The organism is Micromonospora trifolii (assembly GCF_022229005.1).
Classification (GTDB): domain Bacteria; phylum Actinomycetota; class Actinomycetes; order Mycobacteriales; family Micromonosporaceae; genus Micromonospora; species Micromonospora trifolii.
Genome location: NZ_JAKKFD010000036.1, coordinates 47,998 through 63,615, shown reverse-complemented (window position 1 = coordinate 63,615; position 15,618 = coordinate 47,998). Strand labels below are relative to the sequence as shown.

The following is a 15,618-nucleotide window of genomic DNA, read 5'->3' as shown; positions in this document are numbered from 1 at the left end:
TTAGAAACCACCCGGCGTGTCATGGCGATAACCTCATGATCAACGCGAGCTGGGGCGGGTGGGTGGGGGTGGGGGTGGGTGGGGGTTAGGCCAGGAAGATCAGGGCTAGCCAGCCGCCCACGATGAGCACCAGCGCCAGTGCCAACACCCAGGTCGGCACTGTGTAGTCACCGCGCCGGTTGCGGTCGATCTCGGCGCGGATCTTCTCCCGCCGGCGTTCGATCCAGTTCTGCCGCTCGGCGCCGCGCTCGGAGCGGTCGGAAGGTCCAGAAGTCGTCATGGCGCGCCCAGCTTAACCGTTCAGCCCGCCGGGCTGACCGGCCCCGTCGGCACAGCGCACCGCCGGGGCCGGCAACCTGTCACATGCTGGCGATCAACCGCTCCACCCGCTCGTCGTACGCCCGGAACGGGTCCTTGCACAGCACGGTGCGCTGCGCCTGGTCGTTGAGCTTCAGGTGCACCCAGTCGACTGTGAAGTCCCGGCGCTTCTCCTGGGCGTGCCGGATGAACTCGCCCCGCAACCGGGCCCGGGTGGTTTGCGGCGGGGTCTCCTTGGCCTCGAAGATCTCCGGGTCGGTGGTCACCCGGTCGACGTCGCCGCGGCGCTCCAGGAGCCCGTAGAGACCCCGGCCACGGCGCACGTCGTGGTAGGCCAGATCCATCTGCGCCACCCGGGGGTGCGACAGCGGCAGGTCGTGCTTGCGCTGGTAGCGCTCGATCAGCCGCAGCTTGCTGACCCAGTCGATCTCCCGGGAGACCGGCTCCAGGTCGCCGCTCTCCACCGCGTTGAGCACCCGGCCCCACAGCTCGACGACCCGCTTGGCGGCCTGGTCGCCGCCGCGTCGCTCGACGAACTCGGTGGCCTTGGCGAGGTATTCCTGCTGGATGTCCAGGGCGCTGACCTCCTTGCCGTTGGCCAGCCGCACCTTGCGCCGGCCGGTGATGTCGTGCGACACCTCCCGGATGGCCCGGATCGGGTTCTCCAGGGACAGGTCGCGCATCACCACCCCGGCCTCGATCATCCGCAGCACGATGTCGGCGGTGCCGACCTTGAGCAGCGTCGTGACCTCGTTCATGTTGGAGTCGCCGACGATCACGTGCAGCCGCCGGTAGCGCTCGGCGTCGGCGTGCGGCTCGTCGCGGGTGTTGATGATCGGGCGGCTGCGGGTGGTCGCCGAGGAGACGCCCTCCCAGATGTGCTCGGCCCGCTGCGAGAGGCAGTAGACCGCGCCGCGTGGGGTTTGCAGGACCTTGCCGGCCCCGCAGATCAACTGCCGGGTGACCAGGAACGGGATGAGTACGTCGGCGAGCCGGCCGAACTCGCCGTGCCGGGAGACCAGATAGTTCTCGTGGCAGCCGTACGAGTTGCCGGCCGAATCGGTGTTGTTCTTGAACAGGTAGATCTCACCCGCGATGCCCTCGTCGTGCAGCCGCTTCTCCGCGTCGACGAGCAAGCCCTCCAGGATCCGCTCGCCGGCCCGGTCGTGGGCGACAAGATCGGTCACCGAGTCGCACTCCGGTGTCGCGTACTCCGGATGCGACCCGACGTCCAGGTAGAGCCGGGCCCCATTGCGCAGGAAGACATTGCTCGACCGGCCCCAGGAGACCACGCGACGGAACAGATACCGCGCGACCTCGTCCGGGGACAGCCGCCGCTGCCCGCGATAGGTGCAGGTGACGCCGTACTCGGTCTCGAGGCCGAAGATTCGCCGCTCCATGCTGTGACATTAGCCGCCCGGAGGCCCGGTTCGTCACTGTCAGACCACAGGTCGTGCCCCGAGCGCGGTCACATACCGGTTGAGTGCGACATTCCGTCCGGACCGAGGGTCGCCACGAACCGCCAGCAGCTGTCGTACTCCGGAAGCAGGCCCCGCTCGCGGGCCTGGGCGAGGGTCGGCGCCGCATCGTCACGCGCGGACAGCAACGCAACGTCGGCGGGCCACTCGATGCCCAGTTCCTCGTCGAGCGGATGCACCGCGTGCTCGCCCGTCGGGTTGTAGGTGGCCGAGCAGAGATAGCTCAACGTCGCGTCGTCGGTCAACGCGCAGAACCCGTGCCCCAGCCCCTCGCTGAGGTAGACCGCCCGACGGTCGGTGTCGTCCAGCCGGACGCCCTCCCAACGACCGAAGGTCGGCGAGCCCACCCGCAGGTCCACGATCACGTCGAGGACCGCGCCCCGCACACAGGTGACGTACTTGGCCTGCCCGGGCGGGACGTCGGCGAAGTGGACGCCGCGCACCACGCCCCGCGCGGAGACCGACAGGTTGGCCTGGGCCAGCCGCAGCGGATGCCCCACCACCTCGGCGAGCTTGTCGAAGCGGTACCACTCCATGAACATGCCGCGCGGGTCACCGTGCTGCTGGGGGCTGATCTCCCAGGCGCCCTCGATGCTCAGCTCCCGGATCTTCACCAGGAACCCCCGTCGGCGCCGGCCTGATCGCTGAGCAGACCGAGCAGGTAGTTGCCGTAACCGCTCTTGGTCAGCGGCTCGGCGAGCGCGCGCAGCTGCGCGTCGTCGATCAGGCCCGCCCGCCAGGCGACCTCCTCGACGCAACCGATCTTGAGACCCTGCCGCTCCTCGACCACCCGGACGAACTCGGCGGCCTGCATCATCGAGGTGAACGTGCCGGTGTCCAGCCAGGCGGTGCCCCGGTCCAGCACCGTCACCGCCAGCTCCCCGGTCTCCCGGTACACCTCGTTGACCGCCGTGATCTCCAGCTCGCCGCGGGCGCTCGGGGTGAGCTTGCGGGCGATGTCGACCACCCGGTTGTCGTAGAAGTAGAGGCCGGGGACCGCGTAGCGGGACTTCGGCCGGGCCGGCTTCTCCTCGATCGAGAGCACCCGACCATCGGCGTCGAAGTCGACCACGCCGTACTCCTGCGGGTTGGCCACCTGATAGGCGAAGACCCGCCCGCCGACCGGGTCACAGTGGTCGGCGAGCTGCCGACCCAGACCCACGCCGTGGAAGATGTTGTCGCCGAGGACCAACGCCACCGACTCGGTGCCGATGAAGTCCGCGCCGAGGATGAACGCCTGCGCGATGCCCTCCGGACGCTCCTGGCTGACGTACTCCAGCCGCAGCCCGAACTGGCTGCCGTCGCCGAGCAGCCGACGGAACTGGTCCTGGTCGTCCGGAGTCGTGATCACCAGAATCTCCCGGACCCCGGACATCACCAGGGTCGAGAGCGGGTAATAGACCATCGGCTTGTCGAAGATCGGCATCAGCTGCTTCGAGACCGCCCGGGTGATCGGCCAGAGCCGGGACCCGGTGCCGCCGGCAAGTAGGATTCCGCGCACCGGGGAAGCCTAGCCGCACCCGGACAGGTTGTACGGGGATCTCACGCCAGGCGCCGCGTCGCCCGTCGCGTATACTTCCGGACCCGTGAGGATCCTCGTCACCGGCGGAGCCGGATTCATCGGGTCGGAGTACGTTCGCCTGCTACTGGGCAAGCCCCTCGGCAGTGCAGACGGCGTGCCGCCGCTCGAGCCGGCCGCGGTGACCGTGCTGGACAAACTGACCTACTCGGGCAACCTGGCCAACCTCGACCCCGTCCGCGACGACCCGCGACTGCGGTTCGTGCAGGGCGACATCTGCGACCCGGTCGTGGTCGACGAGGTGGTGGCCGAGCACGACGTGATCGTGCACTTCGCCGCCGAGTCACACGTCGACCGCTCGATCGCCGGCGCCGCGCCGTTCGTCACCACCAACGTGCTGGGCACCCAGACGCTGCTCGACGCGGCGCTGCGCCACGGCACCAGCAGGTTCGTGCACGTCTCCACCGACGAGGTCTACGGCTCGATCGACGAGGGCTCCTGGACCGAGACCTGGCCCCTCGCCCCCAACTCGCCGTACTCGGCGTCCAAGGCCGGCTCCGACCTGCTCGCGCTGTCGTACCACCGCACCCACGGCATGGACGTGGTCGTCACCCGCTGCTCCAACAACTACGGCCCGTACCAGTTCCCCGAGAAGGTCATCCCGCTGTTCGTCAGCAACCTGCTCGACGGCGGCACCGTCCCCCTCTACGGCGACGGCGGCAACATCCGGGACTGGCTGCACGTGCACGACCACTGCCGCGGCATCGCCCTGGTCCAGCAGAAGGGCCGCGCCGGCGAGGTCTACAACATCGGCGGCGGCACCGAGTTGACCAACAAGGAACTCACCGGTCTGCTCCTGGACGCCTGCGACGCCGGGTGGGACCGGGTCGTCCCGGTCACCGACCGCAAGGGCCACGACCGCCGGTACTCCCTCGACATCACCAAGATCAGCGAAGAGCTCGGCTACCACCCCAGCATCACTCTGGACCAGGGCCTCGCCGACACCGTCCGCTGGTACCGGGACAACCGCAGCTGGTGGGAACCCCTCAAGTCCGCGCCGACCGCATGACCCGACTCCTCGTCACCGGCGCGGGCGGGATGCTCGGCCGGGACCTGGTCACCGTGCTGGGGGCACGACCCGACCTCAAGGTGACCGCGGCCACCCGCGCCGACCTGGACGTCACCGACAGCGCGGCGGTACACGCCGCCGTCGCCGGGCACGACCTGGTGATCAACGCGGCCGCGTGGACCAACGTCGACGCCGCCGAGGCCGACGAGACCGCCGCGACCGCCGTCAACGGCCACGCCGTGGGCAACCTGGCCGCGGCGTGCGCCACCGCCGGCACCCGGCTGATCCAGGTCTCCACCGACTACGTCCTCGCCGGCAACGCGGACACCCCCTACCCGGAGGACGCGCCCACCGCGCCGGTCAACGCCTACGGCCGCGGCAAGCTGGTCGGCGAACAGGCCGTCGCGCGGCTGCTCCCCGGCACCGGGTACGTCGTGCGCACCGCCTGGCTGTACGGCGCGCACGGCCCGAACTTCGTGGCCACCATGCTCCGACTCGCCACCCAGCACGAACACCTCGACGTGGTCGACGACCAACACGGCCAACCCACCTGGTCCTACGCGCTCGCCGAGCGGCTCGTCGCGCTCGCCGACGCGGCGCTGGCCGGCCACGCCACACCCGGCGTCTACCACGGCACCTGCGCCGGGCAGACGACCTGGTACGGGCTGGCCCGCGCCGCGTTCACGCTGGCCGGGCTGGACCCGGACCGGATCCGACCCACCACCAGCGACCGGTATCCGCGTCCCGCACCCCGGCCTGCGTACAGTGTGCTAGGGCACAGCCGCTGGGCAGCCGTGGGTCTGCCCCCGCTTCCGGACTGGCACAGCGCCCTGGTCGACGCGTTCCACTCCCCCGCTCCACCCGCCCCGTGGAAGGTCGCATGAAGCTCACCCTCGTCACCGGCCTGACCGGCCTGCTGCTCCTGGGCACCATCGTCGAGCTGCTGCGCCGCCGTCAGCTGCGCGAGAAGTACGGCATGCTCTGGCTCGCCGTACTGGTCGTCGTGATCCCGCTGTCCCTGTTCCCCCGGCTGCTCGACAACGTCGCCGAACTCCTCGGCGTCGCCTCCGGTGTCAGCCTGGTGCTCTTCCTCGGCATCGTCTTCCTGCTGCTCGTGTGCGTGCACCTGAGCTGGGAGGTCAGCGCCCTCGAAGAAGAGACCCGCACCCTGGCCGAAGACTTCGCCCTGCTCCGCGCGGAAATCGACGCGGACCGGGCGGCCCGTGACGAACTGGTGTCGACCGATGGTTAACGGCAAGCGCACACTGATCATCATTCCGGCCCTCAACGAGTCGGGTTCCATCGCCGACGTCGTCGGTGAGGTCCGCGGCGAGCTGCCCGGTGTCGACGTGCTCGTCGTCGACGACGGCTCCACCGACCGCACCGCCGCCGTCGCCGCCGCCGCCGGCGCCAAGGTCGCCAAACTGCCGTACAACCTCGGCGTCGGTGGGGCCATGCGCCTCGGCTACCGCTACGCCCGCGACCACGACTACGACGTCGCCATCCAGATCGACGCCGACGGCCAACACGACCCCCGGTACGTGCCGAAGCTCGTCGACCTCCTCGACGACAACGACCTCGTCATCGGCGCCCGCTTCGCCGGCGAGGGCGACTACATGGTCCGCGGCCCCCGCCGCTGGGCCATGGTGATGCTCTCCGCCGTGCTGTCCCGGGTCGCCCACACCAAGCTCACCGACACCACGTCCGGCTTCCGGGCCGCCAACCGGCGGGTCATCGAGATGTTCGCCACCTGGTACCCGGCCGAGTACCTCGGCGACACCGTGGAAACCCTGGTACACACCGCCCGTCGTGGATACCGCATCCGGCAGGTACCGGTCGCCATGCGCAAGCGGATGGCCGGCACGCCCAGCCACTCCCCCGCCCGGGCGATGATCTACCTCGGCCGCGCGTTCGCCGTCCTCACGCTGGCGCTCATTCGCCGGTGATCCAACGCCTGCTACGCCTGATCCCGCCCGGCACCATCGCTGTTGGTGCCGGGCTGGGCCTTCTTGGCCTCGCCTCCTACGTCCACCTCGCGGTCGCCGGCCACAGCCTCAGCAAGGCCGACTACTCGGCCCTGTCGGTGCTCTGGTCGATCGTGTTCACCCTCGGCATCGGCGTGTTCATGCCGATCGAGCAGGAGGTCGCCCGCGTCGTCGCCGCCCGGCACAGCCAGGGGCTGCCCCCCGGGCCGGTGCTGGCCCGCGGCGTCACCGTCGCCGCCGTGCTGCTCGCCGTGCTGGTGTTGGCCGTCACCATCGGCCGTCAGCCACTCGCCGACAAGCTCTTCGCCGGTGACGGCAACCTGGTCACCGTGCTGATCGGCGCACTCGCCGCGATGGCCGTCGCCTACGCCACCCGCGGCGTCCTCTCCGGCCTGCAACTGTTCCCCTGGTACGGCACCCAACTCGGGATCGACGGCGGCCTGCGCATCGTCATGGTCGCCCTGCTCGGGCTGGCCGGGGTGACCTCCCCCGTCTGGTACGGGCTGGTGCTCGTCGCCGCCCCGCTGGTCAGCGTCCTGCTCACCCTGCCGCCGGTGCTACGCGCCATCGGTGCAGGCCCGCCCGTCGCCTGGGCCACCCTGCTGCGCGGCCTCGGCCTGCTCACCGCCTCCAGCCTGCTCTCCCAGGTCGTGGTCAACATCGGCGTGATCAACGTGCAGCTGCTCGCCCCCTCCGACGCGGCAGCCGCCGGCGCGCTGCTCTCCGCCCTCGTGCTGGTCCGCATCCCCCTGTTCGTCTTCGGCTCCCTGCAGGCGTCACTGCTGCCCGGCCTGGCCACCACCGCCACCACCGGCGACCAGGCCGGCTTCCACAGCCTGCTGCGTCGGGCGCTCGGCATCGTCACCGCGCTCGGCCTCACCGGGGCCCTCGGCGCCGTGCTGCTCGGCCCGTGGCTGGTCGGCACACTCTTCGACGCGCCCGGCGTCCTCGGCCACGGCGACTTCGCCTGGTTGGCGGCCGCCACGCTCGCCTACCTGTGGGCGATGGTGCTCGGCCAGGCCCTGCTCGCCCTCGACCGGCACCGCGCCCAGGCCCTCGCCTGGACCGTCGGCGTCGCCGCCCTGATCGCCGTGACGCTGATCCCGGCTCCGGTCACCCTGCGAGTCGAGTTGGCGTACACCATCGGCTCCGTCATCGTCGCCGCCACCATGGCGACACTGCTGCTGCGCGGCGGCGCCCGCCGACCCACCACCCCCACCCGGCCGCTCGCCGAGGCCGTCGCCCCTGCCGCATCCGGAGGCCTCCGATGACCCGCCCACAGGTGACCGCCGTCATGCTGGCCTACGGCGCCGAGCCGTACCTGGTCAACGCCGCCCGAGCCGTCCTGGCCAGCACCGACGTCGACATCGAGCTCGTCGTCGTCGACAACGGGTGCACCGGCGACGGCATCGACATCGTCAAGGGCTTCCCCCAGGTCCGGGTGGTCCGCCCCGAACAGAACACCGGCTACTCCGGCGGCTGCCGGATCGGCGCCGCCGAGGCCACCGGAGACTGGCTCGCCTTCGTCAACTCCGACGCCATCGTCGCCCCCGACGCCCTCGCCAAGACGGTCGCGGTCGCCGCCGAACCGGGCGTCGGCGCCGCCATGGCCTCCATCCGGCTCGCCGACACTCCCGAGCTGATCAACACCTCCGGCAACCCACTGCACTTCACCGGGCTGTCCTGGGCCGGCGGCAATGGCGAGCCGGCCACCGCCCACGCCGTCCGCAGCAAGGTGCCGTCGCTCAGCGGCTGCTGCTTCGTGATCAGCCGCCAACGTTGGCAGGAACTCGACGGCTTCGCCGCCGAGTACTTCGCCTACCACGAGGACACCGAGCTGAGCCTGCGGCTCTGGCAACGCGGCCTGCGCCTGGAGTACGTACCCGACGCCGTCGTGCGCCACCACTACGAGTTCTCCCGCAACGACCTCAAGCTCTACCTGGTGGAACGCAACCGGCTGGTCACCCTGCTCACCGCGTACCAGACCCGGACGCTGGTGGTGCTCGCCCCGATGCTGCTGCTCACCGAAGCCGCCATGCTCGCCGCCGCGCTCGCCGGCGGTTGGACCCGGCAGAAGACCCGCGGCTGGGGTTGGCTGTGGCGCAACCGGTCCTGGGTCGGCGCCCGGCGCCGTCAACTCCAGGCCGAACGCACAGTGCCCGACGGGGTGATCGCCGAGCTGATGACCGCCCGGGTCGCCCCCTCGAACGTCGACTCGCCGCCCGGCATGGGCGTGTTCAACGCCGTCGCCGCCGGCTACTGGGCCCTCGCGCGGCCCCTGCTCCAGCGCCGCTGACCCTCGACAGACAACAGCGCCGGGGCCCGCGTGTGCGGGCCCCGGCGCTGTCTCGTCACCTGATCAGCTGTCCGGTTGACCCGGCCGGTCCTCCAGGTCAGCGGACCCCGCAGAGCTGGTCGGCTTACCGGCCTCTCCGGTCGGCACGCTCGGCGTGTCCGGCCGGTCGCTGCTCGGCGGCGCCGACTCCCCGTCCAACAGCGCGGTCAGCGCAGCCCCGGTGATCCGCCGGAACGTCCGGCCGACCCGCTGCCGGTCCAGCACCGCCACCTCGAGCTGGTTCGCGGCGATCGTCCGGGCGGCGCCACCCTCACCACCGACAGTGCTCAGTGCCTGCACCGCGACCTGGACCGCCTCCCCGAGCGACATGTCCGGCCGGTGGTTGGACTTCAGCACGCCGGTGATGGCCTCAGCCTGACCACCCATCGCCATCCGCCCAGGCTCGTCGTTGACCGAACCGTCGTAGGTGAGCCGGTACAGCTCGTCGTCAGCGGCAGTGGCCCCGACCTCCGCCACACAGATCTCCACCTCGAACGGCTTCGACTGCTCGGTGAAGATCGCGCCAAGGGTCTGCGCGAACGCGTTGGCCAGGGCCCGACCGGTGACGTCCCGCCGGTCGTAGCTGAGCCCGTTCAGGTCGGCCATCCGCACGCCGGCCCGCCGGAGGTTCTCGAACTCGTTGTAACGGCCGACCGCGGCGAAGCCGATCCGGTCGTAGATCTCACTGACCTTGTGCAGGGCGCTGGAGAGGTTCTCCGCGACGAAGAGCACCCCGCCGGAGTAGCTCAGGACCACTGCGCTACGCCCGCGAGCAATGCCCTTACGGGCCAACTCGGAGCGGTCACGCATGATCTGTTCGGGCGAGGCGTAGAACTGCATGGCCACGGCGGCGGTTCTCCTAACGGCGCTGTGCTGACGACTGCTGGCTGGTGGGGGTGGTCGGGCGGAACTAGCCTCCCGGGTTTTCCATCCGGCCGGCGACCACGCCCTCGGCGATCGTCGCCGTCTCGGCGTCGGTGAGCCGGTAGGTGCCCTCGGCAGTCGCGGTCATCACCACGGGGTAGATCCGCCGGGTCAGGTCGGGCCCGCCGGTCGCTGTGTCGTCATCGGCCGCGTCGTAGAGCGCCTCGACCGCCAGCCGCGTCGCGTCCTCGACGGACAGCCCGACCCGGTACCGCTTCTTCAACGCGGACTTGGCGAACAACGACCCGGACCCGATCGCGTCGTAGCCGGTCTCCTCGTACGGACCACCGGTCACATCGAAGCTGAAGATCCGACCGGCCCGCGCCGGGTCGGCGGCAGCCAGGTCGAACCCGGCGAAGAGCGGCACCACTGCCAACCCCTGCATGGCCGCCCCCAGATTGCCCCGGATCATCGAGGCCAACCGGTTGGCCTTACCGTCCAACGAGAGCATCGCGCCCTCGATCTTCTCGTAGTGCTCCAGCTCCACCTGGAACAGTCGCATCAGCTCGATGCCGATACCGGCGGTGCCCGCGATGCCGACCAGCGAGTACGCGTCGGCCGGATGCACCTTCTCGATGTCGCGCTGGGCGATCAGGTTGCCCATGGTGGCCCGTCGGTCGCCCGCCATCACCACACCGTCGGCGGCCGCGATGGCCACGATGGTGGTCGCGTGCGGCGCCAGGTCGGCTGCCATGCCCGGCGGCAGCGGTCGCCGACCGGGCAACATCTCGGGGGCCACCCGACTCAGGAACGTCGTGAAGGAGGACGTCCCCGCGTTGGTGAACACATCTGGTAGACGCCCGGATGGATCAAAGCCCGCTGCCACGTGGTTCCTCTCAGGTACGTGATCGCCCTGGCCAGCCTCATGGGACTGTCACGGAACTGGCCAAGACCACCGTTGCAGTTGAAGCAGAGTATCCCGCGCACCCATCCGGTGCGATGATCGTGGTCCAGATGTTGCGGGTCGGCGCGGCCACAGATCGCGCAGAGCCCGCCCTGCTCGGCCAGGAGCTCCTGAAACTCTTTCTCACCGATGCCGTACCGCCGCCGCAGGTGGTACTCGCGAGTCCCGCCGTGCAGGCGAAGCTTGCTCTCCTTGCCCTTCGCATTGTGGCAAGGTTTGCAGTATCGGCCGTAACCTCCACGGCCGGAGCGATTCCGTGGAAAGTCATCGAGGGGCTTGGTGGCGCCGCAGTCGGGGCATCGCCGGTGGCCCGCTTGCACCAACGGCAGCTGGCGCACGTCCCTGCCCTGCCGCTCCTTCAGGCGCTTCGCGTAGCTCGCCTTCGACCGAAGGTTGAAGCAGGGCTTGCAGTAGCTGCCGCGACCGTCGGGGCGTCTGCTGTTGGCGCAAAATTGATCAAGGGGCAGCCACTCGCCGCAGTCTCGGCAGCGGCGGTGGCCATCCCGGTCATCCAGAGGACGAGGCATGTCCGTTTCGTCCGGCTATGCCCTATTCGCCCCCTTTTTGCACATAGCCTCTCACAAATTCCTCTGCGTTCTCCTCGAGGACGGAGTCGATCTCGTCGAGGAGGTCGTCGACGTCCTCGGTGATCTCGGCGTGCCGCTCGGCCACCTCGGGGTTGGCCTCGGTGGTGACGTCCTCGATTTCCTCGCCCTGACGGGACTTGCCGGACTGCGACTGGCCGCCGCTGTCATGAGTGGCCATTGCTGCCTCCTCCACGATCGTCTGCGATGAACTTACCTCGCGCGGGCGACGAAAAGCCCGCCGCGCGCCGGCTTGCGGCACACGACGGGCTGACGAACCCGGAATCAGCCCCCGGTCAACGTCTCCAGCAGATCCTTGGCACTGGCGCAGCGGTCGAACAGGGCACCGACGTGCGCGCGGGTGCCCCGCTCCGGCTCCATCATCGGGACCCGGACCAGCGACTCCCGGCCCACGTCGAAGATCACCGAATCCCAGCTCGCGGCGACCACCTCGGAGGCGTACTGGGCGAGGCATCGACCGCGGAAGTAGGCCCGGGTGTCCTCCGGCGGCTCGGTCATCGCGCTGCGCGTCTCGTCGTCGGTGAGCAGCGTCTTCATCGCCCCCCGGCTGACCAGGCGGTGGTAGAGGCCCTTCTCCGGCCGGACGTCGGAATACTGGAGGTCGACGAGCTGGAGCTTGTGCGAGCCCCAACCGAGCTTCTCCCGCTCCCGGTAGCCCTCCAGCAGCCGCAGCTTGGCGACCCAGTCCAACTCGTCGGCGCAGAGCATCGGATCGCGGCCCAGCCGGTCCAGGACGCTCTCCCAGCGGTCGAGAACGTCGACGGTCTGCTCGTCGGCGTCGGTGCCGTACCGGTCGTCGACAAAGGACCGGACCCGCTCCAGGTAGGCCCATTGCAGGTCCAGCGCGGTGAGCCGGCGGCCGTCGCGCAGCCGCATCCGGTGCGTCAGGGACGGGTCGTGGCTGACGGCACGCAGCTCGCTGACCGGGTCGGCGATGCCGAGGTCGGCCCCGAGCGCCTTCTCCTCGATCATGGTGAGGATCAGGGCGGTGGTGCCGACCTTGAGGTAGGTGGAGATCTCGGAGAGGTTGGCGTCGCCGATGATGACGTGCAGCCGGCGGTACTTGTCGGCGTCGGCGTGCGGCTCGTCGCGGGTGTTGATGATCGGGCGCTTGAGCGTGGTCTCCAGGCCAACCTCGACCTCGAAGAAGTCGGCGCGTTGGGAGATCTGGAAGCCGCTCTGGCCGCCGTCCTGGCCGATGCCGACCCGGCCGGCGCCGCAGACGATCTGCCGGGTGACGAAGAACGGCGTCAGGTACGACACGATGTCGGCGAACGGCGTCTGCCGGCGCATCAGATAGTTTTCGTGTGCGCCGTAGCTGGCGCCCTTGTTGTCGGTGTTGTTCTTGTAGAGGTGGATCGGCTGGGTGCCCGGGATGGTGGCGGCCCGGCGGGACGCCTCGGCCATCACCCGCTCGCCGGCCTTGTCCCAGCGCACGATGTCCCGGGGGGTGGTGACCTCCGGGGTGGAGTATTCGGGGTGGGCGTGGTCGACGTAGAGGCGTGCGCCGTTGGTGAGTATCACGTTGGCCAGGCCGAGGTCTTCGTCCGCGAGGGCCTCGGCGGGGTCGTACGCGGCGCCGGAGTAGGTGAAGCCGCGGGCGTCGCGCAGCGGCGACTCTTCTTCGTAGTCCCACCGGGCCCGGCCGCCCCTGTTGAGCTCCGGACGTGCCCCGTAGGCGTTCACCACCTGCGATGAGGTGACCATCGGGTTGGCTCCGGCCTGCCCGGGCACGGAGATGCCGTACTCGACCTCGGTGCCCATGATTCGCCGTACGCTCATGCCGCGCCCCGCTTCAGCTCGCTGACGTACCGGTCGACGCCCACCGCCGGCCGGCGCGTTACCGCTCGATCGGCCCTGCACTCCAGCCTAGTCCGAATCCGACAGCAACGCCCGCACCGGGCGTGGTCGGTCGGTCGGCCGATCAGCGCAGATCCGTCGCCGGTGTCTGCTCGGCGATCGCGGGCGTCGGCTCGTCGGGCTCGTTCAGTGGGCGCATCGAGACCCGCCAGGCGAGGACGCCGAGCAGGGTCAGGCCGAGCACGCTCGCCAGCAGGGGCGTGATCGAGCCCAGTGGCGGGTGCCAGTCGCCGGCGAAGGGGTTGAAGGTGCGGAACGTCAGGTATCTGGGCAGCCCGTCCTGCCACCGCACCATCGTCAGGACCAGCGTGAAGAGTTGGATCGGCAGGAGCAGGATGACGCTGAGGCGGACCAGGGTGCGGCTGCGGGTGGCGTCGAGCCCTCGTTCCTCCCAGACGTACGCGGCGAACAGCATCGCCCCGCCGAGCATCGGCAGCATGTAGCGGCCCTGGGTGACGAACCCGGTCTGCTTGACCAGGGCCACCTGCATCACGGACGGCACGACGGTGCCGGCGACGACCAGGACGAGCAGGCGCCAACGGTCGACCAACCGGCCGAAGACGAACGCCCCGATCAGCAGCGTCGCGGCGACGAACTGCCAGGTCAGGTAGATCGGCGCGGGCATCCGGGTGTCCAGCCATGACGTCACTCCGACCATCTGGTCGAGGTAGCTGCGCCACCGGTCGGCCTCGGCGAGGGCGGCCTGGCCGTAGGTGTACACGTGGCCGCCGTACTTGCCGAGGTCGGAGGATTTCATCACGACGCCCCAGCCGACCGCGGTGAGGGCCGCGACGGCGATGCCGCCCACCCACCACCAGACGGCCTTCTCGCGCACCAGTCGGCCGACGTTGCTCTGCCGCCAGGGGAAGGCGAAGGCGACGAACGCTGCGGCCAGCCAGAGCGGCCCGGTCTGCCGCAGCATCGCGAGCAGCAGGCCGCTGATGCCGGCCAGGATGAGCAGCCCGTGGTGCGGCTTCGGCCGGCGGTCCAGGAACAGCGGGATGGTCGCCGCGAAGAACGCCACCCCGGCGGCGATCTCCACTCCGTTGGGGTTGACGGCGCTGGCCATCTGGGCGGCCATCGGGGTGACGGCGACCAGGAGGCCGGCGACCATCAGACGACGCCGGGACCAGTTCACCGCCACGACGAACGCGCTGGCCAGCAGCGCCGCGGCGATGCCGGCGCTGATGAAGCGGGCGAGCAGCACCCCGGGCCAGCCCGGCCAGAGGTCGAGCGGCCAGCCCACCAGGGCGTAGTAGACGGGGTGGTAGCGACCGGCGCCGGTGCCGGCGCGCACGGGGGTGTCGTCGCTGCCCGGTGGGACCGCGCAGGCAGCGGAGACGGCCGGCTTGAACTGCCAGCACTGCTCCCTGACCAGGCCGGCGGGCACGTCCTGGAAGGCTCCGGAGCCCTTCTTGGCGGCTGCCGGCGGCGGGGCGATCTCCCCCGCCGCCACACCGGCGGCGCGGATGATGTGTTCGCGCTCGTCCGGTGTGCCGTCGTAGGGGGCGGCGACCGACCAGGCCCCGATGGTCAGCAGGAAACCGACGAACGCCAGGATCCAGACCCGGCGGGCGCCGGCGACGGCGCGATCGCCGTCGCCGTCGCCGGCCGCAGGTTGTTCGGTCATCGCGGTTCTCTGCGCTGCCTTTCAGGGAGCGTGGATCGGATCAGGGCGCGGTACCGGTCAGTCCGGCGTCGACTGGATGTCCAGGGTGAGCGCGGAGATCAGCATGTGGATGCCGGTCAGCAGCGGCCCGACGCAGAGCAGGACGCTGCCGGTGGTGGCGACCGGTGGGCCGAGCGTCTCGGCCAGTACCCAGATTCCCCAGCCGCCGCCGAACAGGATGAGGAACAGGCCGGTGAAGAAGAGCAGCGCGACGGCGGAGAACGAGGCGAGCACGTGCTTGAGCAGCATCCGCCGCCAGAAGCCGCGGAACAGGAGGCTGGCGATGCGGGGGGCCACCCGGTGGATGCGCATCGTCGACACCTCCTCGCCGTAGCTGGCGGGGATCGGCACGTCCTTGGCTCGGGCGTTGGCGATGTTGAGCCAGATCAGGAGGTCGTTCTCGAATTCGTAGCCGCGGGCCACGGCGGCGACGTTGAGCCGCAGCAGGGCCGAGCGGGACACCGCTGTGTAGCCGTTCTGCGGGTCGAAGAGGTTCCAGTAGCCGCTGGCGACCTTGGTCGCGAACGACAGGGCGACGCTCCCCAGCATCCGTACGGCCGGCATGTCGGCGAACGACGTGCGGGAGAAGAAGCGGTTCGCCTTGGTGAACTCGTAGCCGTCGTCGCAGATCGGGTCGAGCAGCGCCGGCAGGTAGGCCGGGTCCATCTGGGCGTCACCGGCCATCACGACGTTGATGTCGGCGCCCAGGGCGAGGGCCCGCTCGTGCCCGTCCATGATCGAACCACCGACGCCGGTGTTCTTCACGTGGTCGATGACGACGACCCGCGGGTCGCCCACCGCGCGGGCACGCTCGGAGGTGTCGTCGGTGGAGCAGTCGTTGATCACCACGATGAGGTCCACGAAGTCGGGCATCGTGGTGATCGTCTTGCCGATCAGCCGGCTCTCGTTGTAGGCCGGGACGACGGCGGCGACCTTCTGACCCTTGTACATG

At 70.2% G+C, this 15,618-nt stretch carries 17 protein-coding genes; 6 read left to right on the top strand and 11 right to left on the bottom strand.

Going from position 1 to position 15,618, the window contains the following annotated elements; all coding sequences use genetic code 11:
* Positions 1-85: 85 nt before the first annotated feature.
* The 4 genes from NIE79_RS22215 to rfbA all read right to left on the bottom strand — a co-directional run bounded on the left by NIE79_RS22215 (position 86) and on the right by rfbA (position 3,297).
* Positions 86-280, bottom strand: coding sequence for a hypothetical protein (locus NIE79_RS22215; protein ID WP_238680391.1), 195 nt, complete (start codon positions 278-280; stop codon positions 86-88).
* 79 nt (positions 281-359) lie between these two features.
* Complete coding sequence (gene pafA, locus NIE79_RS22210) at positions 360-1,718, bottom strand: Pup--protein ligase (protein WP_238680390.1); 1,359 nt, start codon at positions 1,716-1,718, stop codon at positions 360-362.
* Between the two features lie 68 nt (positions 1,719-1,786).
* Positions 1,787-2,410, bottom strand: coding sequence for a dTDP-4-dehydrorhamnose 3,5-epimerase (gene rfbC / locus NIE79_RS22205; RefSeq protein ID WP_238680389.1), 624 nt, complete (start codon positions 2,408-2,410; stop codon positions 1,787-1,789).
* A complete protein-coding gene (gene rfbA, locus NIE79_RS22200; protein WP_238680388.1) occupies positions 2,407-3,297 on the bottom strand; it encodes a glucose-1-phosphate thymidylyltransferase RfbA in 891 nt (296 codons plus the stop codon). The genes rfbC and rfbA overlap by 4 nt, the downstream gene beginning before the upstream one ends.
* An 85-nt stretch (positions 3,298-3,382) precedes the next feature.
* Here rfbA and rfbB point away from each other — a divergent pair, with 85 nt between their 5' ends.
* The 6 genes from rfbB to NIE79_RS22170 are packed head-to-tail and all read left to right on the top strand — an operon-like array spanning position 3,383 to position 8,665.
* Positions 3,383-4,384: a dTDP-glucose 4,6-dehydratase gene (rfbB, locus tag NIE79_RS22195; protein WP_238680387.1), complete on the top strand. Its 1,002-nt coding sequence runs from the start codon at positions 3,383-3,385 to the stop codon at positions 4,382-4,384.
* The gene (gene rfbD / locus NIE79_RS22190; protein ID WP_238680386.1) at positions 4,381-5,268 is read left to right on the top strand and encodes a dTDP-4-dehydrorhamnose reductase; all 888 of its coding nucleotides are present in this window, start codon (positions 4,381-4,383) and stop codon (positions 5,266-5,268) included. The genes rfbB and rfbD overlap by 4 nt, the downstream gene beginning before the upstream one ends.
* On the top strand, positions 5,265-5,636 hold the full coding sequence (locus NIE79_RS22185; protein ID WP_030332916.1) for a DUF2304 domain-containing protein: 372 nt from the start codon (positions 5,265-5,267) through the stop codon (positions 5,634-5,636). Before rfbD ends, NIE79_RS22185 begins: the two co-directional genes overlap by 4 nt.
* On the top strand, positions 5,629-6,330 hold the full coding sequence (locus NIE79_RS22180) for a glycosyltransferase family 2 protein (RefSeq protein ID WP_238680385.1): 702 nt from the start codon (positions 5,629-5,631) through the stop codon (positions 6,328-6,330). The genes NIE79_RS22185 and NIE79_RS22180 overlap by 8 nt, the downstream gene beginning before the upstream one ends.
* The gene (locus tag NIE79_RS22175) at positions 6,327-7,640 is read left to right on the top strand and encodes a lipopolysaccharide biosynthesis protein (RefSeq protein ID WP_238680384.1); all 1,314 of its coding nucleotides are present in this window, start codon (positions 6,327-6,329) and stop codon (positions 7,638-7,640) included. Before NIE79_RS22180 ends, NIE79_RS22175 begins: the two co-directional genes overlap by 4 nt.
* Positions 7,637-8,665 (top strand): glycosyltransferase family 2 protein, encoded by a 1,029-nt coding sequence (locus NIE79_RS22170; protein WP_238680383.1) that lies wholly within the window; start codon positions 7,637-7,639, stop codon positions 8,663-8,665. The genes NIE79_RS22175 and NIE79_RS22170 overlap by 4 nt, the downstream gene beginning before the upstream one ends.
* Positions 8,666-8,728: 63 nt before the next feature.
* Here the strand turns inward: NIE79_RS22170 and prcA are convergent, their stop codons facing one another.
* The 7 genes from prcA to NIE79_RS22135 all read right to left on the bottom strand — a co-directional run bounded on the left by prcA (position 8,729) and on the right by NIE79_RS22135 (position 15,617).
* Positions 8,729-9,550, bottom strand: a complete 822-nt coding sequence (gene prcA, locus NIE79_RS22165) for a proteasome subunit alpha (RefSeq protein ID WP_238680382.1) — start codon at positions 9,548-9,550, stop codon at positions 8,729-8,731.
* Between the two features lie 64 nt (positions 9,551-9,614).
* Positions 9,615-10,454, bottom strand: coding sequence for a proteasome subunit beta (prcB, locus tag NIE79_RS22160; RefSeq protein ID WP_238680381.1), 840 nt, complete (start codon positions 10,452-10,454; stop codon positions 9,615-9,617).
* On the bottom strand, positions 10,373-11,059 hold the full coding sequence (locus NIE79_RS22155) for an endonuclease VII domain-containing protein (protein ID WP_238680380.1): 687 nt from the start codon (positions 11,057-11,059) through the stop codon (positions 10,373-10,375). The genes prcB and NIE79_RS22155 overlap by 82 nt, the downstream gene beginning before the upstream one ends.
* Before the next feature lie 22 nt (positions 11,060-11,081).
* Complete coding sequence (locus NIE79_RS22150) at positions 11,082-11,297, bottom strand: ubiquitin-like protein Pup (RefSeq protein ID WP_088948111.1); 216 nt, start codon at positions 11,295-11,297, stop codon at positions 11,082-11,084.
* A gap of 104 nt (positions 11,298-11,401) precedes the next feature.
* Positions 11,402-12,919, bottom strand: a complete 1,518-nt coding sequence (gene dop, locus NIE79_RS22145; protein ID WP_372471734.1) for a depupylase/deamidase Dop — start codon at positions 12,917-12,919, stop codon at positions 11,402-11,404.
* Positions 12,920-13,061: 142 nt separating this feature from the next.
* Positions 13,062-14,627 carry a DUF2142 domain-containing protein gene (locus NIE79_RS22140; protein ID WP_238680379.1) on the bottom strand — a complete coding sequence of 522 codons (1,566 nt, stop codon included), beginning with the start codon at positions 14,625-14,627 and terminating at the stop codon, positions 13,062-13,064.
* A 57-nt stretch (positions 14,628-14,684) separates the two neighbouring features.
* Positions 14,685-15,617, bottom strand: coding sequence for a glycosyltransferase family 2 protein (locus NIE79_RS22135; protein ID WP_238680378.1), 933 nt, complete (start codon positions 15,615-15,617; stop codon positions 14,685-14,687).
* Position 15,618 lies beyond the last annotated feature (1 nt).